Origin of the sequence: Neorhizobium turbinariae (genome assembly GCF_023223505.1) — a bacterium.
In the GTDB taxonomy this organism is placed as follows: Bacteria; Pseudomonadota; Alphaproteobacteria; order Rhizobiales; family Rhizobiaceae; genus Neorhizobium; species Neorhizobium turbinariae.
In genome coordinates, this window is record NZ_JALPRY010000010.1 from 219,102 (window position 1) to 241,118 (window position 22,017).

At 62.2% G+C, this 22,017-nt stretch carries 22 protein-coding genes and 1 tRNA gene; 9 read left to right on the forward strand and 14 right to left on the reverse strand.

Annotated elements, in window-relative coordinates; all coding sequences use genetic code 11:
* Position 1 precedes the first annotated feature (1 nt).
* Positions 2–1,186 (forward strand): O-succinylhomoserine sulfhydrylase, encoded by a 1,185-nt coding sequence (locus M0654_RS09675; protein WP_248682902.1) that lies wholly within the window; start codon positions 2–4, stop codon positions 1,184–1,186.
* A 157-nt stretch (positions 1,187–1,343) separates the two neighbouring features.
* The gene (gene apaG / locus M0654_RS09680; RefSeq protein ID WP_118848605.1) at positions 1,344–1,736 is read left to right on the forward strand and encodes a Co2+/Mg2+ efflux protein ApaG; all 393 of its coding nucleotides are present in this window, start codon (positions 1,344–1,346) and stop codon (positions 1,734–1,736) included.
* A 51-nt stretch (positions 1,737–1,787) separates the two neighbouring features.
* On the opposite strand, the gene M0654_RS09685 is transcribed toward apaG, so the two are convergent.
* From M0654_RS09685 to M0654_RS09695, 3 genes are all read right to left on the reverse strand, one after another.
* The gene (locus M0654_RS09685; protein ID WP_248682903.1) at positions 1,788–2,777 is read right to left on the reverse strand and encodes an Hsp33 family molecular chaperone; all 990 of its coding nucleotides are present in this window, start codon (positions 2,775–2,777) and stop codon (positions 1,788–1,790) included.
* 177 nt (positions 2,778–2,954) lie between these two features.
* On the reverse strand, positions 2,955–3,872 hold the full coding sequence (argF, locus tag M0654_RS09690; protein WP_248682904.1) for an ornithine carbamoyltransferase: 918 nt from the start codon (positions 3,870–3,872) through the stop codon (positions 2,955–2,957).
* Between the two features lie 48 nt (positions 3,873–3,920).
* Positions 3,921–5,117, reverse strand: a complete 1,197-nt coding sequence (locus M0654_RS09695; protein WP_248682906.1) for an aspartate aminotransferase family protein — start codon at positions 5,115–5,117, stop codon at positions 3,921–3,923.
* 409 nt (positions 5,118–5,526) lie between these two features.
* Here M0654_RS09695 and M0654_RS09700 point away from each other — a divergent pair, with 409 nt between their 5' ends.
* A complete protein-coding gene (locus M0654_RS09700) occupies positions 5,527–6,066 on the forward strand; it encodes a GcrA family cell cycle regulator (RefSeq protein WP_118848600.1) in 540 nt (179 codons plus the stop codon).
* 195 nt (positions 6,067–6,261) lie between these two features.
* A complete protein-coding gene (locus M0654_RS09705) occupies positions 6,262–6,699 on the forward strand; it encodes a PACE efflux transporter (RefSeq protein ID WP_248682908.1) in 438 nt (145 codons plus the stop codon).
* 5 nt (positions 6,700–6,704) lie between these two features.
* Here the strand turns inward: M0654_RS09705 and phoB are convergent, their stop codons facing one another.
* The 7 genes from phoB to phoR form a co-directional block, all read right to left on the reverse strand.
* Positions 6,705–7,388, reverse strand: coding sequence for a phosphate regulon transcriptional regulator PhoB (gene phoB / locus M0654_RS09710; RefSeq protein ID WP_248682909.1), 684 nt, complete (start codon positions 7,386–7,388; stop codon positions 6,705–6,707).
* Between the two features lie 26 nt (positions 7,389–7,414).
* Positions 7,415–8,128 carry a phosphate signaling complex protein PhoU gene (gene phoU, locus M0654_RS09715; protein ID WP_248682910.1) on the reverse strand — a complete coding sequence of 238 codons (714 nt, stop codon included), beginning with the start codon at positions 8,126–8,128 and terminating at the stop codon, positions 7,415–7,417.
* 44 nt (positions 8,129–8,172) lie between these two features.
* Positions 8,173–8,988 carry a phosphate ABC transporter ATP-binding protein PstB gene (pstB, locus tag M0654_RS09720; protein WP_248682911.1) on the reverse strand — a complete coding sequence of 272 codons (816 nt, stop codon included), beginning with the start codon at positions 8,986–8,988 and terminating at the stop codon, positions 8,173–8,175.
* A gap of 12 nt (positions 8,989–9,000) precedes the next feature.
* Positions 9,001–10,320: a phosphate ABC transporter permease PstA gene (gene pstA / locus M0654_RS09725; RefSeq protein ID WP_248682912.1), complete on the reverse strand. Its 1,320-nt coding sequence runs from the start codon at positions 10,318–10,320 to the stop codon at positions 9,001–9,003.
* Positions 10,317–11,801 carry a phosphate ABC transporter permease subunit PstC gene (pstC, locus tag M0654_RS09730; protein WP_248682914.1) on the reverse strand — a complete coding sequence of 495 codons (1,485 nt, stop codon included), beginning with the start codon at positions 11,799–11,801 and terminating at the stop codon, positions 10,317–10,319. The genes pstA and pstC overlap by 4 nt, the downstream gene beginning before the upstream one ends.
* Positions 11,802–11,891: 90 nt before the next feature.
* A complete protein-coding gene (locus M0654_RS09735; protein ID WP_248682915.1) occupies positions 11,892–12,926 on the reverse strand; it encodes a substrate-binding domain-containing protein in 1,035 nt (344 codons plus the stop codon).
* Between the two features lie 191 nt (positions 12,927–13,117).
* Positions 13,118–14,389, reverse strand: a complete 1,272-nt coding sequence (phoR, locus tag M0654_RS09740; RefSeq protein WP_248682916.1) for a phosphate regulon sensor histidine kinase PhoR — start codon at positions 14,387–14,389, stop codon at positions 13,118–13,120.
* Positions 14,390–14,563: 174 nt separating this feature from the next.
* Between phoR and ppk2 the strand changes: the two genes are divergently transcribed.
* Positions 14,564–15,445 carry a polyphosphate kinase 2 gene (gene ppk2, locus M0654_RS09745; protein WP_248682917.1) on the forward strand — a complete coding sequence of 294 codons (882 nt, stop codon included), beginning with the start codon at positions 14,564–14,566 and terminating at the stop codon, positions 15,443–15,445.
* 4 nt (positions 15,446–15,449) lie between these two features.
* On the opposite strand, the gene M0654_RS09750 is transcribed toward ppk2, so the two are convergent.
* On the reverse strand, positions 15,450–16,664 hold the full coding sequence (locus tag M0654_RS09750) for a hypothetical protein (protein ID WP_248682918.1): 1,215 nt from the start codon (positions 16,662–16,664) through the stop codon (positions 15,450–15,452).
* Between the two features lie 245 nt (positions 16,665–16,909).
* On the opposite strand from M0654_RS09750, the gene M0654_RS09755 reads away from it, so the two are divergent.
* Both M0654_RS09755 and M0654_RS09760 read left to right on the forward strand, forming a co-directional pair.
* On the forward strand, positions 16,910–17,866 hold the full coding sequence (locus M0654_RS09755) for an NAD(P)H-dependent flavin oxidoreductase (protein WP_248682919.1): 957 nt from the start codon (positions 16,910–16,912) through the stop codon (positions 17,864–17,866).
* A 115-nt stretch (positions 17,867–17,981) separates the two neighbouring features.
* Positions 17,982–18,057: transfer RNA gene (locus tag M0654_RS09760), tRNA-Thr, on the forward strand.
* Positions 18,058–18,127: 70 nt separating this feature from the next.
* On the opposite strand, the gene M0654_RS09765 is transcribed toward M0654_RS09760, so the two are convergent.
* The 3 genes from M0654_RS09765 to M0654_RS09775 form a co-directional block, all read right to left on the reverse strand.
* Entirely contained in the window at positions 18,128–18,304 is a 177-nt protein-coding gene (locus M0654_RS09765) for a hypothetical protein (RefSeq protein WP_199925168.1), read from the reverse strand.
* A 112-nt stretch (positions 18,305–18,416) separates the two neighbouring features.
* Entirely contained in the window at positions 18,417–19,232 is an 816-nt protein-coding gene (locus tag M0654_RS09770) for a class I SAM-dependent methyltransferase (protein WP_248682920.1), read from the reverse strand.
* A 13-nt stretch (positions 19,233–19,245) separates the two neighbouring features.
* Positions 19,246–20,169, reverse strand: coding sequence for a metal-dependent hydrolase (locus M0654_RS09775; protein ID WP_118848588.1), 924 nt, complete (start codon positions 20,167–20,169; stop codon positions 19,246–19,248).
* 207 nt (positions 20,170–20,376) lie between these two features.
* Between M0654_RS09775 and M0654_RS09780 the strand changes: the two genes are divergently transcribed.
* Positions 20,377–21,084: a ribonuclease activity regulator RraA gene (locus M0654_RS09780; protein WP_248682921.1), complete on the forward strand. Its 708-nt coding sequence runs from the start codon at positions 20,377–20,379 to the stop codon at positions 21,082–21,084.
* Positions 21,081–22,007: a dihydrodipicolinate synthase family protein gene (locus tag M0654_RS09785; RefSeq protein WP_248682923.1), complete on the forward strand. Its 927-nt coding sequence runs from the start codon at positions 21,081–21,083 to the stop codon at positions 22,005–22,007. Before M0654_RS09780 ends, M0654_RS09785 begins: the two co-directional genes overlap by 4 nt.
* Positions 22,008–22,017 lie beyond the last annotated feature (10 nt).

The following is a 22,017-nucleotide window of genomic DNA, read 5'->3' on the forward strand; positions in this document are numbered from 1 at the left end:
CATGACAAACAAATGGCGCCCGGCGACCCAGCTCGTTCACGGGGGAACACTCCGCTCGCAGTTCGGCGAAATGTCCGAAGCGATCTACATGACGCAGGGTTTCGTCTACGAGACCTCCGAAGCGGCGGAAGCCCGTTTCAAGGGCGAGACGGAAGGTTTCATCTACGCCCGCTACGGCAGCCCCACCAATGACATGTTCGAAAAGCGCATGTGCATGCTGGAAGGTGCCGAGGACGCCCGCGCCACGGCATCCGGCATGGCCGCCGTCAGCGCCGCCATCCTTTGCCAGCTGAAGGCCGGCGACCATATCGTTGCCGCCCGCGCCCTGTTCGGCTCGTGCCGCTGGGTGGTGGAAACGCTGGCGCCGAAATACGGCATCGAATGTACGCTCGTTGACGGGCGATCGCTCGAAAACTGGGAAAAGGCGATCACGCCGAAGACCAAGGTGTTCTTCCTGGAAAGCCCGACCAACCCGACGCTCGAAGTGGTCGATATTGCCGGTGTTGCCAAGCTCGCCAACCAGATCGGCGCGAAGGTGGTGGTAGACAACGTGTTCGCAACGCCGCTCTTCCAGAAGCCGCTCGAACTCGGCGCCCATATCGTGGTTTATTCCGCGACCAAGCATATCGACGGCCAGGGCCGTTGCCTCGGTGGCATCGTGCTGTCGGACAAGGCCTGGATCGACGAGAACCTGAGCGACTATTTCCGCCATACCGGCCCGGCCATGTCGCCATTCAATGCCTGGACGCTGCTCAAGGGCGTCGAGACGCTGCCGCTGCGCGTCAAGCAGCAGGCGGCCAATGCGGCCAAGATCGCCGACTTCCTGGCTGACCAGAAGCAGGTCGCCAAGGTTATCTATCCGGGCCGTGCAGACCATCCGCAGGCCGACATCATCGCCAGGCAGATGAAGGGTGGCTCGACGCTCGTCTGCTTCGAGCTGAAGGGCGGCAAGGAAGCAGCCTTCAAGCTGCAGAACGCGCTCGACGTCGTGACGATCTCCAACAACCTTGGCGATACGCGCAGCCTGATTACCCATCCGGCGACCACGACACACAAGAACCTGAGCGAAGAAGCCCGTGCCGAACTCGGCATTTCGGCTGGCACCGTTCGCCTGTCGGCGGGCATCGAGGACACCGACGATCTCCTGGAAGATTTCGCCCAGGCGCTTGCCAAGGTCGGCGCCTGACGCCGCAGCCTCATAGGGTGGATCCGTGAAGGATTCACCCTATCGATTACCCTTAAGATCAAGAATGCGGGGGGCTGCCCGCCCCAAGCGGCAAGATTTCTTGACCTTTTATCGCTTGCGTACAATATCGCGTAGCTGAGTTCCGTTGAGGTGCAACATGTATCGCGCCCGCACAAGAGATATCGAGGTTTCGGTCGAGCCCTATTACCTGGAGGAGCAATCCTGCCCGGAAGACAGCCGGTATGTCTGGGGCTACCGGATCGTGATCGAGAACCACTCGCCGCTCACTGTCAAGCTCGTGCATCGCTACTGGAACATCACCGACCAGAACGGCATCGTCGACGAGATCGATGGACCGGGCGTGGTGGGTGAGCAACCGCAGCTCAAACCCGGCGACAGCTACGAATATTCCTCAGGCTGCCCGCTTGATACGCCGTCCGGCGTCATGTTCGGCCATTACGAGATGGTGACCGACGAGGGCGAAGCCTTCCATGTGACCATTCCAGCGTTTTCGCTCGACAGTCCGGGGCTGATGCGCGTCCTCAACTGACAAAAAGGCGGGACTTGCGCCCCGCCTTCATTTTCTTCAACCCGCGACGCCTCAGGCGTCGGCAAACTCCGTCGCCTCGTAGCGATAGGTGGTCGAGCAGAATTCGCAGGTGACGGAGATGCGCCCGTCCTCCTGGCTTGCCTCGATTTCCTCGGCGCTGAACCCATCCAGCACACTCTTGATCCGTTCACGCGAACAGCTGCAGCGATCAAGCACCGGCTGCGGCTCGTAGACGCGCACGCCGCGCTCATGGAAGAGGCGGAACAGCAGCCGTTCGATCGGCACCTGAGGATCGGTCAGTTCGTCCGTGTCGATGGTCTCGACCAGCGTGCGGGCCTCGTTCCAGGCATCGTCCTCGGTCCACTCCGTTTCGCTCTCGTCGCCATCGCCGCCATGCAGATCCGGGTGGCGCATGCGCTCCGGTGCTTCCGGCAGGAACTGCGCAACAAGGCCACCGGCGCGCCAGTTGTGGCGTGCCTTGCCGTTGTCGTCACGATCGTAGAGTTCGGCAACGCCGAGGCGCACCTTGGTCGGGATCTGCTCCGACTGCCGGAAATACAGACCAGCAATCTCTTCCAGCGACGAGCCGTCGAGCGGCACGATTCCCTGGTAAGGTGTCATGCCGCGGCCCTGGTCGATGGTGAAGGCGAGGATGCCTTCGCCCAACAGGTCAGGCGGCGTCGTCTTTCCGGCCTCTACAGCTTCGGCAAGCCGCTCCTCATTGTAGCGGGCATAGGCGCGAAGGCTCTGCGGCGTCGAAAAATCGGCAACCAGCAGGTCCACCGGTCCGGCGCTCTTGGTCTGCACCGTGAACTTGCCGTCAAACTTCAACGAGGTGCCGAGCAGCGCGGTGAGCACGATGGCTTCGGAAAGCAGCCGGGCAACCGGGGCCGGATATTCGTGACGCTCCAGGATGGTGTTGAGCAACGGCCCGAGCTGCACGGCGCGCCCGCGCACATCAAGACCTTCCACCTGGAAAGGAACGACGCGGTCGTCTCCGGCAAAGTCGAGTTCGTTGAGTTCTACAGTCGCTTCCGCCATGACCTACTCCTTCGCGCCGACAGGGGCCTTTTACACATGCGCGCACCCAAGCGGAACCACCGGGCGGGGATGAAAAGCGTCGACGATGTTTGTTGAAGCGCCTCGAGCTCTGTCAGGAAGCGCAGCTGAAAGCCGGTAGATGGTACCAGCTTTTGCCGAATTCAAGTTGTTGGACGCTCAGACAGCGCCCAGGCACCAGGCGAGGATCGACTTCTGGGCGTGCAACCGGTTTTCCGCTTCGTCGAAGACCACCGACTGCGGTCCGTCGATCACCTCGTCGGTCACTTCCTCGCCGCGATGTGCCGGCAGGCAGTGCATGAACAGCGCGTCCTTGTCGGCGTGCTTCATCAGCTCGCCATTGACCTGGTACGGCTGGAAGATGTTGTGGCCGCGCGCCTTGTGTTCCTGGTTCATCGACACCCATGTGTCGGTGACGACGCAATCGGCACCCGCCACGGCGCGCTCCGCATCATGGCAGAGCATGATGTTGCCGCCGTTGTTGCGTGCCCAGTTCAGGAACTTGTCATGCGGCTCGGAGCCCATCGGCACGGCCATGTTCATCCGGTAGCCGAAGCGTGCCGCACCTTCGACAAAGGAGTGGAGCACGTTGTTGCCGTCGCCGGTCCAGGCGATCGTCCTGCCTTCGATCGACCCGCGATGCTCCTCGAAGGTCATGATGTCGGCCATGATCTGGCAGGGATGCGTGTCGTCGGTCAGCGCGTTGATGACCGGCACCGTTGCGTGTTCGGCAAGCTCCAGCATGCGAGCGTGATCCGTGGTGCGGATCATGATCGCGTCAACGTAACGGGACAGGACCTTGGCCGTGTCGCCAATCGTTTCGGCGCGGCCAAGCTGCATTTCCGTGCCCGACAGGAACAGCGTCTCGCCGCCGAGCTGGCGCATGCCGACATCAAAGGAAACACGCGTACGGGTGGACGGCTTTTCGAAGATCATCGCCAGGACCTTGCCGGCCAGCGGCTTTTCCGCCGTGCCCGCCTTCGTCGCCTGCTTTCGAACCTTCGCGTCTTCAAGAATGACGCGCAGATCCGCGGCGGAGACTGCGGAAAGATCAAGGAAATGCTTCGGAGATGCCATGTTCTGCTTCCTATGAAGAGGGAACCGTCAGGCGCCCCCTCTCACCCTTCAGGCCGATTTCTTCATATTGGCTGCGGTGAGCTTTTCCGCTGCCTTCTCGATGCGCGCCAGCCCCTCGCGAGCCTCATCGACGGTGACCGTCAACGGCGGCAGCAGGCGCACGACGTTATCTCCGGCCGGTACGGCCAGCATGTGCTCGTCGCGCATGGCGCCCACGAGTTCGCCGGCAGGCACCTTGGCCTTGATGCCGAGCAGGAGGCCTTCGCCGCGGATGTCCTCGATGATGTTCGGGAAACGATCCTTGAGGCTTGCGAGCCCCTGGCGGAAGAAGAGCGAGACGTCGCGGACACGCTCCAGGAACCCCTCCTCCAGCATGACATCGAGGACGGCATTGCCGACTGCCATGCCGAGCGGGTTGCCGCCGTAGGTCGTTCCATGCGTGCCAGCCGTCATGCCCGAGGCAGCTTCTGCCGTGGCAAGGCAGGCGCCCAGCGGATAACCGCCGCCGATACCCTTGGCGAGCGCCATGATGTCCGGGGTCACGCCGGTCAGTTCGTGGGCGAAAAGCTTGCCGGTACGGCCCATGCCGCACTGGACTTCATCGAAGATCAGCAGCAGGCCGTTGTCGTCGCAGAGCTTGCGCAGCGTCTGGAGGAATTCCTTCGGCACCGGACGGATACCGCCCTCGCCCTGAATCGGCTCGATGAGGATCGCTGCGGTGTTCTCATTGATCGCCGCCTTCAGCGCCTCGACGTCACCGAACGGGACCTGGTCGAAACCTTCTACCTTGGGGCCAAAGCCTTCCAGGTACTTTGCCTGGCCGCCGGCCGCGATCGTCGCCAAGGTGCGGCCGTGGAAGGCGCCTTCGAAGGTGATGATGTGGAAGCGGTCCGGGTGGCCCTTGGTGTACTGGTAGCGGCGCGCGGTCTTGATGGCGCATTCCAGCGCTTCCGCACCGGAGTTCGTGAAGAACACCTTGTCGGCAAAGGAGTTGTCAGCCAGCCGGCGCGACAGCGTATCCTGGCCGGTCACCTCGAACAGGTTCGATGTATGCCAGACTTTTTCGGCCTGCGACTTCAGCGCCTCGACGAGGTGCGGATGCGCGTGACCGAGCGAGTTGACCGCAATGCCGGAACCGAAGTCGAGATATCGCTCGCCACCTTCCGTCACGAGCCAGACACCCTCGCCTCGCTCGAAGCGCAGCGGAGCCCGGGCAAAAGTGTCGAAAAGCGCCGATTCAGCCATGGCGACATCACTCCTAAAGCCAGTCATCGCCGAGCGTCCCAAAAGCCCGGCGCAACAATTAAAAATGCCGCCCACAGGGCGGCGGTGGCACTATTGATCCTTCACCTTGGCTTGTCAACAAATCCCGGGCTTTCGACGGCATTTCAGCGGATTTTATCGCCTGGGTTGATCTGTGGCAAAAATGACTCGCCCGGACAGCAAGTTGGGGAAAACCGCAAAATCGATTCGCGCTGATTCCACCGACTCTTGCCACGGAGTCAGCGTGGCACTAGGTTAATCATCAATTACTAGAACGCATGCGGCGGAACTAGTCACCTACATCATAGATATAGTGGTTGCTGCGGAATGTTTCCGCAGCAAGGGTGGAAGGATTCTGCATGCCAGCAACGTTCAAAGGCGGAGAACGGGCATGAACTGGACAGACGAGCGCGTCGAAAAACTCAAGAAGCTTTGGGCCGAAGGCCTCAGCGCCAGCCAGATCGCGGCACAACTTGGAGGCGTAAGCCGAAATGCCGTGATCGGCAAGGTGCACCGCCTCAGCCTGCCCGGCCGAGCGAAGGCAGGTGGCGGTTCGGTGGCCAGCAATCGTGCGGCGGCTCCCAAGCGCGCGACCTCCGCGCCGCGCGCTCCGAACTTCGCTTCGCGCGTTGCCACCAAGACGGTAACGCGTCCGGTTGGCGCGACCGTTCTCAAGGAAGAGATCGAAGTTGAAGCCTACGAGGAAATGGAATTCCGCCCGGCAAGCAATGTTGTCGTGCCGATCTCGCGTCGCCTGGGCCTGACGGAACTGACCGAGCGCACCTGCAAGTGGCCGGTTGGCGACCCGCTGAAGGACGACTTCCACTTCTGTGGCTGCGAAGCCCGCGAAGCCTCTCCTTACTGCGGCTACCACGCGAAACTGGCCTACCAGCCGGTGCATGACCGCCGCCGGGCCGTTGCCCGCGCCTGATCCGGCAACATAGCGACATTTCAAGAGCGGGCCACGGGCCCGCTTTTTGTGCCTGCCGCGCGGGCATAGCTGGGTTGCGCCGGCGCTCTTGTCCCTTCGCTCCGGATTGATTATCTCAAGACTTGAGAGGACGACCTCCCCCCTGATGGGCCTGAACTTCGGGACGACCCGGAACAACCCGTATAGGGGTTTGCCATGCGCTCGACACGCGACCGTATCCGTCACGCCTTAAGCTTCGAAATCATCGCTCTCCTGATCGTCACGCCGCTCGGCGCGCTGTTCTTCCACAAGCCGATCGAGGACATTGGCGTGATCGCCATCGGCGGCGCCACGATCGCCACCGGCTGGAACTACCTCTACAATCTCGGCTTTGACCACCTGATGCGCCGGATGACCGGCGGCACGCAGAAATCGCCCGCGATCCGCGTGGCGCACTCGATCCTGTTCGAGCTTGGCCTGCTGATCGTGCTCCTGCCGTTCGTGGCCTGGTATCTCGACATCAGCCTCTGGGAAGCGCTGGTGATGGATATCGCCTTTGCGCTGTTCTACGTGGCCTATGCCTTCGTCTTCAACTGGGCTTACGACCGGATCTTCCCGCTGCCGGAATGGAAAGAGCAGGCCGAGGCGCGCTAGGCGCCTCAGGCCTCCATCGAATAACCGGCGCCGCGCACCGTGCGGATCACATCCTGCATGTTGGAGAAGTTGAGCGCCTTCCTCAGGCGCCCGACGTGGACGTCGACGGTGCGCTCATCGACATAGATGTCATGGCCCCAGACGCCATCCAGCAGTTGCGAACGTGAGAACACGCGGCCGGGAGAGGCCATCAGGAACTCCAGGAGGCGGAATTCAGTGGGCCCAAGCCGCACTTCGCGGCTCTTGCGGTGGACACGATGGGTCTCGCGATCGAGCTCGATATCACCGCAGCGAAGGACGCTGGACAGCACTTCCGGGCGCGCCCGCCGCAGCATCGCCTTGACGCGCGCCATCAGCTCGGGCGTCGAGAAGGGCTTGACCACATAATCGTCTGCCCCCGTGACAAGACCCCGGACCCGCTCGCTTTCCTCGCCACGCGCCGTCAGCATGATGATCGGCAGGCGCTCGGTTTCGGGTCGGGCGCGCAGGCGGCGGCAAAGCTCGATGCCGGAAACGCCCGGCAGCATCCAGTCGAGGATCAAGAGATCCGGGGTGCGCTCCTGCAGCCGGATCTCGGCTTCATCGCCCCGCATGATCGTTTCGACATCGTAACCCTCAGCTTCAAGGTTGTAGCGGAGAAGCACGCTCAGCGCCTCCTCATCCTCTACGACAGCAATCCGTGGCAGCATGTGAGGCCAGCTCCGTCAGCGTTGGCTTACTTGGTGATCGCGCCGAGCGTGTTCGACGAGTCATCCTTCGGTCGATCACCTTCCGGTTGCGAGCCGGTCTTCATGTAGTAGATGGTCTCGGCGATGTTGGTGGCATGATCGCCGATGCGCTCGATGTTCTTGGCGCAGAACAGGAGATGCGTGCAGGGGGTGATGTTGCGCGGATCTTCCATCATGTAGGTGAGAAGCTCGCGAAACAGCGAGGTGTACATCGCGTCGATTTCCTCGTCGCGGATGCGGATCGCCTCGGCCTTTTCCGCCGAGCGGTTGGCGAAAACATCCAGCACCTCCTTGAGCTGCACGAGCGCAAGGTCCGACAGATGTTCAAGGCCGCGGGCAAGCTTGCGCGGTACGCCGGAGCCTTGGACGGCGATGACGCGCTTGGCGATGTTCTTGCCGAGATCTCCGACGCGCTCCAGATCGGCCGCGATGCGCAAAGTGCCGACGATTTCGCGCAGGTCGGCCGCCATCGGCTGCCTCTTGGCGATCGTCAGGATTGCCTTGTCCTGGATCTCCCGCTCGGCCTGGTCGAGGATCACGTCGTCCGAGATCACCTTCTGCGCCAGCCCCGTGTCGGAGTTGATGAGGGCGCGCAGGGCGTCGGAGCACATCTCCTCGGCAAGGCCGCCCATCTCGGAGATGCGGCGGCTCAGGTATTTCAGCTCTTCGTCATAGGCAGACAGGATATGCGTCGGTGCCATTTATCGGTCCTCAAGAAAATGCGGCGGGCGGATGTTTCGGCAGGTCAGCCGAACCGGCCCATGATGTAGTCCTGGGTGCGCTGGTCATCCGGATTGGTGAACATCTTGTCGGTCTCGTTTTCCTCGACCAGCTGGCCGAGGTGGAACATAGCGGTGCGCTGCGAAACGCGCGCGGCCTGCTGCATGGAGTGGGTGACGATGACGATCGTGTAGTTCGCCCGCAGTTCGTGGATCAACTCCTCGACCCTGGCGGTTGCGATCGGGTCGAGGGCGGAGCACGGTTCGTCCATCAGGATGACTTCCGGTGACACGGCAATGGCTCGGGCAATGCAGAGGCGCTGCTGCTGGCCGCCGGACAGCCCGGTGCCGGATTCATGCAGGCGATCCTTCACCTCCGTCCAGAGACCGGCACGCTGCAGGCTGGCTTCAACGATATGGTCCATGTCCGCCTTGTTGCGGGCAAGGCCGTGGATCTTCGGGCCATAGGCGACGTTTTCGTAAATCGACTTCGGGAACGGGTTTGGCTTCTGGAAAACCATGCCGACGCGGGCGCGCAACTCCACGACGTCGATTTCCCTATCGTAGATGTCATCGCCATCGAGGGTGATCCTGCCGGTCACCCGGCAGTTTTCGATCGTGTCGTTCATGCGGTTCAGCGTGCGCAGGAAGGTCGACTTGCCGCAGCCCGATGGGCCGATCAGCGCCGTGACGGTGTTTTCGCGCACGTTCAGGTTCACGTCGAAAAGGGCGCGCTTGTCGCCGTAGTAGACGGAGACGTCCCGGCCGACCATCTTGTAGGACACTTCATTCATCTTCTCGTCCAGCGCCTTTTCAACTGCTGCTTCCGACATCATGTTCATTTTGGGTGTTCCCTACCAGCGCCGTTCGAAGCGGCGCCGCAACAGGATCGCGCCGACATTCATCACAATCAGGAAAAGGAGCAGGATGATGATCGCTCCCGAGGTGCGCTCGACAAAAGCGCGCTCCGCTTCATTGGCCCACATGTAGATCTGCACCGGCAGCGCCGTGGACGGATCAAGCGGCGTCGTCGGGTAGTTGGCAACGAAGGCCACCATGCCGATCAGCAACAGCGGTGCGGTTTCACCAAGCGCGTGAGCGAGGCCGATGATGGTGCCGGTGAGGATGCCGGGCATGGCGAGCGGCAGGACGTGGTGGAAGATCGTCTGCATCTTGGAGGCGCCAAGTCCAAGGGCCGCGGCGCGGATCGAGGGTGGCACCGCCTTCAGCGCCGCGCGCGTCGCGATGATGATCGTCGGCAGCGTCATCAGTGTCAGCACCAGGCCGCCGACCAGGGACGCCGACCGCGGCAGGCCCGCGAAGTTGATGAAGACGGCCAGCCCGAGCAGGCCGTAGACGATCGACGGGACGGCGGCGAGATTGTTGATGTTGACCTCGATGAGGTCGGTCAGCCGGTTCTTCGGGGCGAACTCCTCGAGGTAGATCGAGGCGGCAACGCCGATCGGCAGCGACAGGACGAGCACGATCAGCATCATGTAGAAGGAGCCGATCAACGCCACGCCGACACCCGCAGCCTCCGGCCGGCTGGAATTGCCGTTGACGAAGATGCCGGTGTTGAAGTGCTTGGCGAGTGCACCGCTTTCAGCGAGCTGGTTCATCCAGCCCACCTGCTTGTCGTTCACCTTGCGGTTTGCCTCCGGCACATCGAGGCTGATCTGGCCCTTGAAGGCGGAGTCGAGATCGCCGGCGGCAAGCAGGGAGACCGTTTGCGTGGTGCCGATCAGCGCCGGGTTGGCGACGACCATGTCGCGCAGCTGCGAGCGTACGCCGTCCGAGATCATCTTGTTGACGTCGCGAAGGCCCGCACGGTCATTTTCGGCAACACCCAGCACCCTGGCGACGGCGTTGCGGGCCAACAGCGGATAGTTCGCGGTCATCAGCTTCTGAGGGTTATCCGCACGCTCGTTCTTCGGATCGATGATCGCTTCAGTGAACTCCACCGGCACGGTGATCATCGTCTGCTGGAAGGCCGTGTAGCCCTTGGAGACGACCGAGGAGACCAGTAGGAACAGGAAAACGATGCCGAAGGTGAGCGCGGCAATGCCATAGGCGCGGAAGCGGCGTTCGGCGGCATAACGGCGCTTGATGCCGATGTCGCGCCGCGCAGGCCTGGGCCTGGCGAGCCCGGCTGCGGAGGAGATGGCATCGGTCATTCATACTGCTCCCGATACTTGCGCACGATGTAGAGCGCGTAGATGTTGAGGCACAACGTGATGGCAAACAGCGTGATGCCGAGCGCAAAGGCGACCAGCGTCTGCGGCGAAGTGAATTCAAGGTCGCCCGTCAGCTGGCTGACGATCTTGACGGTGACGGTCGTCATCGGCTCGAACGGGTTCCACTGGATGCGCGCGGCGACACCTGCCGCCAGCACCACGATCATGGTTTCACCGATGGCGCGCGAGGCGGTCATCAGGATCGCGCCGACAATACCGGGCAAGGCCGCGGGCAGCGTGACGCGCTTGATGGTTTCGGAGCGAGTGGCGCCAAGGCCGAGCGAGCCGTCGCGCAGGGCGCGTGGTACGGCAGTGATGATGTCATCCGACAAGGACGAGACATAGGGGATGAGCATGATGCCCATGACAAAGCCGGCCGTCAGGACGCTTTGTGCCTGGATGAAGTTGGCATAGTTGCCGGTGACCAACCCATTGAGCTGGGAGGACAGGTCACGCAGGAAAGGTCCGACGGCCGTCAGGGCAAAGAAGCCGTAGACGATGGTCGGGATGCCGGCCAGCACTTCGAGCAGCGGTTTTGCCACCGAACGCACCTGCCGCGATGCGTATTCCGACATGTAGATGGCCGAGAACAGGCCAACGGGCACCGCGACCAGCATGGCGACAAAGCCGATATAAAGCGTGCCGAGGAGAAGCGGGATGAGGCCGAACTGGCCTTCCGAAGCGGTGGCGCCGGCTGCTGCAAACCGCGGATCCCAGACGGTGCCGAAGAAGAACTCCCAGGCGGGGACGCGGGTGAAGAAATGCGTCGCTTCCGTCAGCATCGACAGGACGATGCCGATCGTCGTCAGGATGGCGATCGAAGAGGCGACGATCAGGCTTGCCAGAACCGCCTTTTCAACCTTGTTGCGGGCCCGGAAACGCGGCGCGACCCGGCTCAAGCCGAAGAAGGCTCCCGCCAGCGAGACGGCAAGCGCGGCGACCGTCACCATAGTGCGGCTTGCTGCGGTCATCTGGTTGAGTTCGCCTGCAGCCTGCACCATGAAGGGTTTCGGCTCGCCGGCCAGCGGAACACCTCTGGCGCCGAGGGCCGCACGAAGCTCGGCAGGATCACCGCCGATGCGATCGATTTCTTCTGTAGACAACACCGACATGCCGCGGGCAAGCGAGCTGACCATGCCGAAGTTCAGGCCCTGTTCGGCCTGCGACAGCGTCGTTACCTCTTCCGGGAATTCGGAGCGGACGGCCGCGTTGATATAAAGCGGGCTGGCAATCAGCCATAGGACGAGAAGGGCAAGTGCCGGAAGCAGCGCCCAGAGCGCCACGAAGGAACCGTAATAGCCGGGTCGGGAATGCATCCTGGAAGAGGCGCCGCGGGCAATCGCATTGGCGCGCCAGACGCCGGCGGCATAGGCCGCAACACCGATGACCGCCAGGATCAGCAAAAGGATCGATGTACTCATTCTATCTCCCGGCGCCCCGCCAGCGACTCCTTGCCGCCAACTCCGCCACATGAAAATCGGCGCCGCCCCTGGAGGCGGCGCCGCAGGCGATTACATGGTCTTGCCGGCCAAAACGTCGTTGCGCACCTGTTCGCGCTGGTCATCCGGCGCGGCAACCAGGCCATATTCGGCAAGCGGGCTGTCCGGGCCGATCATGTCGTCGGACACGAAGAACTCGACATATTCCTTGAGGCCCGGGATCACGCCGAGATGCGCCTTCTTGACGTAGAAGAAGAGCGGCCGGGATACCGGGTATTCGCCCGACGAGATCGTTTCCACCGACGGCACGACATCCTTGACGGTGGCGACCTTCAGCTTGTCCATGTTGTTTTCGTAGAAGGCGAGCCCGAAGACGCCGAGACCGGTCTTGTTGGCGGCGATGCGGGCGAGCGTCTCAGTATAATCGCCATCAATATCGACCGCTGCGCCATCCTTGCGGACTGCGACGCATTTGGCGGCCGCCTGCTTGGCATCGGTGATCGAAGCCTTGATGACTTCCTGGGCGCCAGCTTCCTTGCAGCCTTCCGCCATGATCTTTTCTTCGAAGACTTCACGGGTGCCGTGCTTGGAGCCCGGGATGTAGGCGGCAATCGGGCCCTGCGGCAGGGTCGGGTTGATTTCCGACCAGTTCTTGTAGGGGTTGGCGACGAGCTTGCCGTCCACGACAACTTCAGCGGCAAGCGCGTTGTACAGATCCTTCGGCTCGATCTTCATGTCGCCGTTGCTGGACGCGGCCGCAAACACGATGCCGTCATAACCGATGCGGATTTCCTGGATGTCTGTGACACCCGCTGCCTTGCAGGCCTCCAGCTCATTCTTGTTGATCGGGCGCGAAGCATTCGCGATGTCGATCGTGCCTTCGCCAACACCGGCACAGAAGGCCTTGAGGCCGCCGCCGGTGCCGCCGGACTCAACCACCGGCGCCTTGAAGTCCGGGAAGGTTTCGGCAAACGTTTCAGCGACAATCTTGGCATAGGGAAGAACAGTCGAGGAGCCAGCGATCTGGACCTGGTCGCGTGCGGCGGCGGCGCCAGCAAAGGCAACAGAGGCCACGAGGGCTGCTGCAGAAAGTTTCAGCATGGTCATAGGTGTCTCCCGAAAGGGCTGGTGTGAATGCGGAGGTCGCCAGCTCTGGCTTTTGCCGATGTCCGGCCCGCATCTCTTAGCTCCCGTAGCTCCACCCTTTTATGTCAGTTCGGTGAAACATTTGTGACACGCTAACGTGCTGACTTCGCTTGCCTTTCATGGAGGCCTCATCGAGGTGAAGGCCGTTTATGTCAGAAGCGGACGGTGAACTCGCTGCCCTCGCCGACCTGCGAGCGGACAATCAGCCGTGCGCGGTGGCGCGTCAGGATGTGCTTGACGATCGCAAGCCCAAGGCCGGTGCCCTTCTTGGAGCGGCTGTCGGCCACGCTGACGCGGTAAAAGCGCTCGGTAAGCCGCGGCACATGCTCGGACGGGATGCCGGGGCCACGATCGGTAACAATCACCTCGGCCGGTTCATCGCCGCCGCCCTTCAGGTGCACGTCCACCACTTTTCCGTCCTGCCCGTATTTGCAGGCGTTCTCGATGAGGTTCTCGAAGACCTGGACAAGCTCGTCCCGGTCACCCAGCACCTCCACCGGCTCCTGCGGCAGGTGCATGCGGATCTCGACCCCCAGATCATCGGAAAGCGGCAGCAGCGCGTCGCGCACATGGCTCAGTACCGGCTTCAGGTCGATCCTCTGGTCGGGCGCGATATGCGACTTCAGCTCGAGACGGGAGAGCGACATCAGGTCGTCAACAAGCCGGCTCATGCGGGTCGCCTGTTCGAGCATGATGGAGAGAAACCGTTCCTGCGCCGCGGGATCGCCCTTTGCCGGCCCCTGCAGTGTTTCGATGAAGCCCCGCAGCGAGGCAAGCGGCGTGCGCAGTTCATGACTGGCATTGGCAACAAAATCCGAACGCATGCGGTCCAGGCGCCGCAGTTCGGAGATGTCGCGGAACGACAGGAGATAGAGCTTGCGGCGATCGGCACTGATGCTCATGCCTTCTGGTTCGACCACCGGGATGGGCGCGATGCGTGCGATGAAGACCCGCTCCGACGGCAGGCGCTCGGAATGCTCCAGCTGGTCAGGTTCATCGCTTGTAATGGCGTCACGTACCATGTCGAGAATCCCGGGCGAGCGGATGCGGGCCGTGAGGTGCGAGCCGAAGGGAAGCGAGCCGAAAGCGACCTCAGCCGCCCGGTTCTGGAACAGGACGCTCGCATCGTTCGCAAGCACGAAGCCCGGAGTGTCATAGGCGCCAAGCGTGGCCGCGATGGGCGGCAGCGGATCGTAGTTGAGGACGTCCTCTTCCACGACAACCGGAACCGGTGCCGTGGCATCATCCGGCTTGCGCAGAAGCACCACGATGACAAGCAGCGCCCAGGCAAGCACGACGGGCACCCACGCGACGCCGGACACGAGGGCGATCAAGCCGACGAGCGTCAGAAGCAGCAGCAACAGCCGTTCGCGACGAACCTGCCGCCTGATCTGCGGCAACCGCTGACGCCACTTCTCCCCCACCAACACCACCTGACAACCCGCTGCTCTTCGACATCAACCTGCGCAGATATACGCGCTTCATGACAGATATGCATCGGGTGCCGTGGTTATGGTGAAAAGTCCTCGAAGCGCGGTGGTCGAGACCTGATGGCGCCATAGATAACCGCGTCAGGCCCTGACCGAGGACAAGAGACCATGAAGGAAGCCGAGACCAGCCGCGCCGTGACGCTCGATATCAGAGGCAAGTCCAGGCAGTTTGATATCGACAACCCCGAACTGCCGGGCTGGATCAAGGACCATGCGCTCAACTCCGGCGGCTTTCCTTATGACGACAAGATGGACAAGCAGAAATACCGGAAGCAGCTGGAAAAACTGCAGGTCGAGCTTGTTAAGGTGCAGTACTGGCTGAAGTCGTCTGGCAAGCGTGTCATCGCGCTGTTCGAAGGCCGGGATGCCGCCGGCAAGGGCGGCATGATCTCGTCCATCCGCGCCTTCCTCAACCCACGCTCCGCCCATATCGTCGCGCTCGACAAGCCGACCGATCGCGAACTCGGGCAATGGTATTTCCAGCGCTACATCGCGCACTTCCCAAGCGCCGGCGAAATCGTGCTCTTCGACCGCTCCTGGTACAACAGGGCGATCGTCGAGCCCGTCATGGGTTTCTGCACCCCGCAGCAATACGAGGACTTCCTCAAAGCCGTGCCGCGCTTCGAGGACACGCTTCACGACGAAGGTTTCATCTTCTTCAAGTTCTGGCTCGATATCGGCCGGGAAATGCAGCTGAAGCGCTTCCATGACCGCCGGCACGAGCCGCTGAAGGTCTGGAAGCTGTCGCCAATGGATATCGCCGCACTCGGCAAGTGGGACGAGTATACCGAAAAGCGTGACGTGATGCTGGACCGGACCCACAACGAGGAGACACCGTGGGTGGTCGTGCGGGCCAACGACAAGCGGCGCGCCCGCATCAACCTCATCCGGCACATGCTGCTGTCGCTCGACTATGACGGCAAGGACAAGGACGCGATCGGCGAGATCGACGACAAGATCCTCGGCTTCGGCCCGAACTTCCTGAGTTAAGCCTCTACTGGCCGGGCAGGATCCGCACCGAATAGATGAGCACCGGGCGGTCAGCGCCATCGATGCCCGTGTTGACGATCAGCCGGCCCGGCTGGTTGGGCGCCAGTGACCGCTCGAAGGTGACCTTGAACAGGGCATCCAGCCGTTCCTGCGTCGCCGTGAAGCGGTGGCGGCTGCAACGCCCGAGGCTGCCGAACTCGCAGCGCACGGAGAGCTGCGTCGAACGGTCCTCGCCCGACTGCAGCGAGAGCGCGATCGTGGAGGTCTTGCCGGCCATTTCCTGCAGCACCTCGACCGGCACCTCGAAGGCCACGTCTCCGCCCTCGCCCGGCACCGCCGATGTGAGACGCACCGCCTGGCCTTCCGAACCATCGAGCGTTTCGACACGGGCCTGCGCGCCCGGCTTCAGCTGCGCACTGGCGGAGGGCTTGAAGATCTCCACCCATTCGTCGGAAAAGCCACGGCGCGGATCAAAGGCTGTCGACGCTTGGCCAGCGCGGTTGCTGCCCGCTTCGTCGGCCGCCTTTACCGCTTCATCGATGATCGATTGCACCATGCCTGACTGGTAGAACCAGAAGCAGGCCGCGCCGACTACCGCAAGCGTGATGACCCAGGTCATCAGGTGCGACAGGAAGCTGCGACGCCGGCGTGGCTTGGCGGCCCGTTCTGCCGGCACATCCAGCATGGTGTCCGACGCGCCGCGGCCTTTCCTCGTCGGCTTCCTGCTTTTCCTGCCTTTGGCGACAACCTCTTCGGTCGGCAGCGGTGCATCGATGCGTTCTTCCGGCGTCGCGCCGAAATCAGCAAACCCACCGGATTGATCCTCGACCTTCGTTTCAGGCGCTGAAACGACGGGGGCATTGGCGACACGTCGCAACCCGTCGTCGGGTGCAACCGCTGGCGCCTGCATCGGGGGTTCGGACCGCGCGCCAACCGGAGGATCGACCGAAACCGGCGTAACACTGGCGGGGTTGGCGACAAACGCCTCCGCCTCGTGCTCCTCAGAAAGGCGGCGCACCTCTTCCATCTCGATCTCGTGGATCTTCTGCTCCAGCAGCTCGCGCTGCTGCATAATCATCAACCTGTCGGAGACGCCCTGCTTCTGCAGCCCGGCATCCAGCGCCTGCCGCGCCGACTGGTAGATGCGGGCCCTAATATCCCGATCTGCCCGATTCGAGCGATCCAGTGCATTCCTGATGGCCGTTTCCAAACCGCTCAACTGCCGGTCCTTCTTCACGTTTCGCATATGCCGAAATTTAAGGTTTCGGTAACCTCTCCGGGGTGCGACTGCAAGCTCTGCCCGACCTGCCATCCCCCGGAACCTTGGCCGCGACTGTCGATCATTCCCCTCATGGGCAGTAATCTCGTCGCAAAAATGTCTTCAACGCCGCTTTTCCGGCAGACGCGCATCTGCTAGTTCAACGATTGACGTTTGCGTAAACGTAATTCGGGGAGGTCAAGATCATGTTGCCAGCAATCCTGAAAGACGGACTGCGCCTGCCGGTGGTGGCATCGCCGCTGTTCATCATTTCCCATCCCGAACTGACGCTGGCGCAATGCAAGGCGGGCGTCATCGGTGCGTTCCCGGCGTTGAACGCCCGTCCGGAAAGCCAGCTCGACGAGTGGCTGGCGATGATTACCGAAGAGCTTGCCCGCCACAACGCCGCCAACCCGGAACGTCCCGCCGCGCCTTTCGCCGTGAACCAGATCGTGCACACGTCCAACAAGCGCCTCGAACACGACCTGATGATGTGCGTGAAATACAAGGTGCCGATCGTCATCTCTTCACTGGGCGCCGTGCCGGAAGTGAATGCAGCCATTCACTCCTATGGCGGCATCGTGCTTCATGATGTGATCAACAACCGCCACGCCAATTCGGCGATTCGGAAGGGCGCCGATGGATTGATCGCGGTTGCGGCTGGCGCCGGCGGCCATGCCGGCACCCTGTCTCCCTTCGCCCTCATCCAGGAAATCCGCCAATGGTTTGACGGACCACTGCTGCTCGCAGGGGCTATTGCGACGGGCGGCGGCATCCTTGCGGCCCAGGCGATGGGCGCGGACATGGCCTATATCGGCACGCCCTTCATCGCGACGCGCGAGGCACGCGCCGTGGACGGTTACAAGCAGATGATCGTCGATTCAAATGCCGCCGACATCGTGTATTCGAACTATTTCACCGGCGTGCACGGCAACTACCTCAAGGGCTCCGTCACCGCCATGGGCCTGGATCCGGATGCCCTGCCGGTTGCCGATCCGACCAAGATGGACTTCGACCAGGCTGTGACTGGCCCGAAGGCCTGGAAGGAAATCTGGGGCGCGGGCCAGGGCGTCGGCTCCTTGAAGGAGGTCGTTTCGACCGCTGAGCTCGTTGACCGCCTGGACGCCGAATACCAGGCGGCGCGCTCTCGGCTCCTGGGATAACGGCCCCGGTCTTTCGGGAAAAATGCCGGGAGGCAAAAAGGCCGCTTGAAAATCAGAGTCATTGGCTGTATCAGCCGCATCACATCGCAGCCGGTTGTTACCAGATGCTGCGTGGGCCGCTTTAGCTCAGTTGGTAGAGCACATCATTCGTAATGATGGGGTCACGTGTTCGAGTCACGTAAGCGGCACCATTTTCCTTCCAGAAAACAAAACTAGTCAGCGCAAAGAGCCGAGCAATGCCTGCTTGCGCAGGCACCAATCCTAAAGCCCTGCGACGTTGTAGTTCTGGCCGATGAAGCTCAGCGCCTGTTCCTCGCTGGCGTGTTTCTTCATGGAAAGGATCACGCCGCCTTCGGGCGGGCGGGTGCTGACGACCCAGCCGCAGCGCTTGCGCTCGATGACAATGGTGTTTTCGGTGAATGCTTCGGGTTTCGACATCGTGCCTCCGTCCGAAACTTCTTAAGATTTTATGAATCGGATCACGAGGCGCGTTCGCCGCTATCCCCAACAATCATGGTGAGGGAGCAGAAGCAGAAGGAAACTGGCGGCGCTAGAGCTTGCGGTAGCGGCGCGCCACGTAGACGACACTGCCGTTTTTCAGGCCCTTGTAGAGCATCGAGCCTTTCGAGCCTGAGAACTCGCTCATGAAGCGCTTCATGCCCCAGGACCTGTTGATGCGTTCGCTCTTGCGGGCTTCGGCGGCGTCAAGTGCGGCCAGGACCCGGGCGCTGATGTCCCGCCGCTCGACGAGTTCAAGGCCAGGAACCGCGAGATGCTCGTCGAGGGCCGTGAGCTGGTTCTTCGGACGCATGTCGGCGAAGGTGAACCAGCCGCCTGGCTTCAGCACCCGCGCCACTTCGCGCCCAAAGGCCGGCACGTCGCCGTAACAATGCGAGGATTCAATGTTGACGATGATATCGAAGCTCTCGTCCCCAAACGGCATGGCTTCAGCATCACCGTTCTCGAAGGAGAGCCCTGGGGTATCGTCGTTCAGCCGGCGCGCGCGGCGCACGGTATCGGGCGAATAATCCATGCCGGTGACGGAGGATGGCGAGTAGTAGCGGGCGATATAACGCGAACCGCCGCCTCGCCCTGAACCAACCTCGAGCACCCTGGCACCCTCAACGGGCAGGCCGGCGACAGCCTGCTGGTAAAGCCCGATGAAGACGCGCTCCGGCTCGTCCTCCGGCTTCAACGGAAACGGCTCGCCTTCCGGCAGGTAACCGTAGTTCATGAAGCGCCAGTCAGCGTCCGTCCAGAACAACGACAGGAGGTTATAGACGCGACGCCACACCCATTTCTGGGCGCGCGGAAACTTGCCCGGCGTGGCGATGTCGAGGACGCTTGCAAAAAGGCGGCTGGCCATCCCTTGCCCGCCCTCAGACAGACGGCGTTGGTGCGCCGGCCTGTTCCTTGAGGGACAGAAACTCCTTGTAAAGCCAGTCGCGGCCCTTGCGGACCAGTTCGTGATCGTCCTTGTTCGCCGGGTTGAAGCCCGGCAGGTAATATTTCAGCACCAGCGGCGCGCATTTACGCCAATAGCCGGGCGAGATGAACAGCACATAAAGCAACCGCAACCAGAACTTAGGACCGGTCTTGATGCCGTCGTTCTTGGCAAAGATCTTCAGGTTGCGCAGCGTGATCATCAGGAACTCGAAGGCCACCACATTGAAGGCCATGGTGCGCAGCATGTAACGCTTGATTGGCGAATATTTGCGGGTCGCCATGGCGAGCACATCGAGCGCCACCGCCTTGTGCTCCAACTCTTCCAGCGCATGCCACATCCACAGCCGCCGGTAAGCCGGTGCGGCGTTATCGAAGAGATGCGGGTTGCGCAGCGTCACAGTCGACAAGGTTGCCGTCAGATGTTCGATGGCGCAGGTGACCGCCAGCCGGAAGACCGGCAGGTTGTCTGTCCGCAAGGTCTTGCGGATCGGCGCTTCCATGGTCTCGACATCATAACCGAGCTTTTCGAGCGCCTTGTTGTAGTCCTCGTGCTCGCGGGTGTGGAAGGCTTCCTGCACGGCATAACCGTTGATTTCGGCAGCCAACTCCTTGTCGTCGAGCTTCGGCGCGTAGTGCTTCAGGGAGCGGATGAAATAACGCTCGCCTTCCGGGAGGAAGATCGACAGGCCGTCGATCAGCGCAGTCTTGTGGAAGTCATTGTCGAGCCAGTGCCGCGTGGGGTTTTCCAGGATGCCGAAGCGAATGTCGCGCGGGATGATATCCTCGTCGTCATTGCCGGGAGACGCACCATCCCACCTCGCGCTGCTGCCGATTCCATTGGACGCTACCGTCGCCATGTCACTATTCCTGCTGTGTCTGCCAAAGATACGCCCGATCGGACGAAGGCTGTTCTTCTCAACCTTAACTTTACCCAAAGCGGGCACGGCGGGCAACCGGAAGGAAATCCTCCACTTCAGCCGCGGCGTTCCTTGACGAAGCTACGGGCACAACGGAATATCCCGCCGCTGCCGTTCGGCGGCTCATTGATACCCCGAGGAGAATTCATGCCGCTTGATCCGAAAATCATCGAAACACTGAAAGGCGTTTCCACCGCCACCCTGACGACGGTCCTTTTGAAGAAGGGGCTCCGAAACGTCTGGATGCGCGGTACCAAGCCGATGAAGCCGGGTCAGGGGCGGGTTGTCGGCCAAGCCTTCACGCTGCGTTTCGTGCCGGCGCGCGAAGATCTTGCGACGCCTGAAAGCTGGGCTTCGCCGATTTCCACCCGTGCTGCGATCGAAGCCATGCCGGAAGGCTGCATTGCGGTTGTCGGCGCCATGGGCGTGCTCGATGCCGGCATCTTCGGCGACATCTTGTGCGCTCGGATGGTGAAGCGCGGCGTGGCCGCACTCGTCACCGATGGCGTGGTGCGCGATGCCGAAGGCGTGCTCGGCACGGGCATGAACGTGTGGTGCAATGGCGTGGCTGCTCCGCCGTCCGTCGCGGGCCTCACCTTCGTCGGCTGGCAGGAGCCGATCGCCTGCGGCGGCGTGGCGGTCTATCCCGATGACATCGTGGTCGTTGACGAGGATGGTGCGGTGCTGATCCCGGCAAAGCTTCTCGACACGGTTCTGGCGGAGGCCGTGGAACAGGAGCGCATGGAAGGCTGGATCATGACGGAAGTCGATCGCGGCGTGCCGCTGCCCGGGCTCTACCCGATGAATGCCGAAACCAAGGCGCGTTACCAGGCTTGGAAGGATGGCCAGAAATGACATTCGGAACGCAATCAAAAGGCGTTTACGCCATCGCCACCACGCCCTTCTTCGAAGACGGCTCGATCGATTTCAACTCGATCGACAAACTGACGGATTTCTACCAGGACAGCGGCTGCACGGGCATCACCATTCTCGGCATCATGGGCGAGGCGCCGAAGATGGAGCCGGACGAAAGCCGCGCCATCGTCAAGCGTGTTGTTTCTCGCGCAAAGATCCCGGTGATCGTCGGCGTGTCCGCGCCCGGTTTTGCAGGCATGCGATCGCTGGCGCGCGAGTCGATGGACGTGGGTGCTGCCGGGGTGATGATTGCGCCGCCCCCGGCGCTTCGGACCGACGACCAGATCGTCAACTACTTCGCCGGCGCCGTGGAAGCGGTGGGCGAGGACGTGCCGTGGGTGCTGCAGGATTATCCGCTGACGCTGACGGTCGTGATGTCGCCGGGCGTGATTGCCAGGATCATTACCAACCACCCCTCCTGCCTGATGCTGAAGCACGAGGACTGGCCGGGACTTGGGAAGATCTCGAAGCTGCGCGCCATGCAGAAGGCGGGCGAGTTGCGGGAATTCTCGATCCTCTGCGGCAATGGCGGCATGTTCCTGGACTTCGAGCCGGAGCGCGGCGCCGATGGCGCGATGACCGGCTACGGCTTCCCCGACATGCTGACCGAACTGGTGCAGCTTTCTGCCGACGGAAAGCGCGACGAGGCGCACGACCTGTTTGACGCACACCTGCCGCTCATTCGTTATGAGCAGCAGCTTGGTGTGGGCCTTGCGGTTCGCAAGCACGTGCTGAAGCGTCGCGGCGTGATCGCCACGGACGCACAGCGCAAGCCGGCGCAGATGCTGACGCCGACGGCCAAGGCCGAAGTGGATTATCTGCTGGCGCGCATCGCGAAAAAGGACAAGCGCGCCGCGCTGTGAAAAACCGGCG

Excerpts from the sequence above, each read along its gene's own strand:
- M0654_RS09675 (WP_248682902.1), top strand. The coding sequence starts at position 2 with ATGACAAACAAATGGCGCCCGGCGACCCAGCTCGTTCACGGGGGAACA.
- apaG (WP_118848605.1), top strand. The coding sequence starts at position 1,344 with ATGTATCGCGCCCGCACAAGAGATATCGAGGTTTCGGTCGAGCCCTAT.
- M0654_RS09685 (WP_248682903.1), bottom strand. The coding sequence starts at position 2,777 with ATGGCGGAAGCGACTGTAGAACTCAACGAACTCGACTTTGCCGGAGAC.
- argF (WP_248682904.1), bottom strand. The coding sequence starts at position 3,872 with ATGGCATCTCCGAAGCATTTCCTTGATCTTTCCGCAGTCTCCGCCGCG.
- M0654_RS09695 (WP_248682906.1), bottom strand. The coding sequence starts at position 5,117 with ATGGCTGAATCGGCGCTTTTCGACACTTTTGCCCGGGCTCCGCTGCGC.
- M0654_RS09700 (WP_118848600.1), top strand. The coding sequence starts at position 5,527 with ATGAACTGGACAGACGAGCGCGTCGAAAAACTCAAGAAGCTTTGGGCC.
- M0654_RS09705 (WP_248682908.1), top strand. The coding sequence starts at position 6,262 with ATGCGCTCGACACGCGACCGTATCCGTCACGCCTTAAGCTTCGAAATC.
- phoB (WP_248682909.1), bottom strand. The coding sequence starts at position 7,388 with ATGCTGCCACGGATTGCTGTCGTAGAGGATGAGGAGGCGCTGAGCGTG.
- phoU (WP_248682910.1), bottom strand. The coding sequence starts at position 8,128 with ATGGCACCGACGCATATCCTGTCTGCCTATGACGAAGAGCTGAAATAC.
- pstB (WP_248682911.1), bottom strand. The coding sequence starts at position 8,988 with ATGAACATGATGTCGGAAGCAGCAGTTGAAAAGGCGCTGGACGAGAAG.
- pstA (WP_248682912.1), bottom strand. The coding sequence starts at position 10,320 with ATGACCGATGCCATCTCCTCCGCAGCCGGGCTCGCCAGGCCCAGGCCT.
- pstC (WP_248682914.1), bottom strand. The coding sequence starts at position 11,801 with ATGAGTACATCGATCCTTTTGCTGATCCTGGCGGTCATCGGTGTTGCG.
- M0654_RS09735 (WP_248682915.1), bottom strand. The coding sequence starts at position 12,926 with ATGACCATGCTGAAACTTTCTGCAGCAGCCCTCGTGGCCTCTGTTGCC.
- ppk2 (WP_248682917.1), top strand. The coding sequence starts at position 14,564 with ATGAAGGAAGCCGAGACCAGCCGCGCCGTGACGCTCGATATCAGAGGC.
- M0654_RS09755 (WP_248682919.1), top strand. The coding sequence starts at position 16,910 with ATGTTGCCAGCAATCCTGAAAGACGGACTGCGCCTGCCGGTGGTGGCA.
- M0654_RS09765 (WP_199925168.1), bottom strand. The coding sequence starts at position 18,304 with ATGTCGAAACCCGAAGCATTCACCGAAAACACCATTGTCATCGAGCGC.
- M0654_RS09770 (WP_248682920.1), bottom strand. The coding sequence starts at position 19,232 with ATGGCCAGCCGCCTTTTTGCAAGCGTCCTCGACATCGCCACGCCGGGC.
- M0654_RS09775 (WP_118848588.1), bottom strand. The coding sequence starts at position 20,169 with ATGGCGACGGTAGCGTCCAATGGAATCGGCAGCAGCGCGAGGTGGGAT.
- M0654_RS09780 (WP_248682921.1), top strand. The coding sequence starts at position 20,377 with ATGCCGCTTGATCCGAAAATCATCGAAACACTGAAAGGCGTTTCCACC.
- M0654_RS09785 (WP_248682923.1), top strand. The coding sequence starts at position 21,081 with ATGACATTCGGAACGCAATCAAAAGGCGTTTACGCCATCGCCACCACG.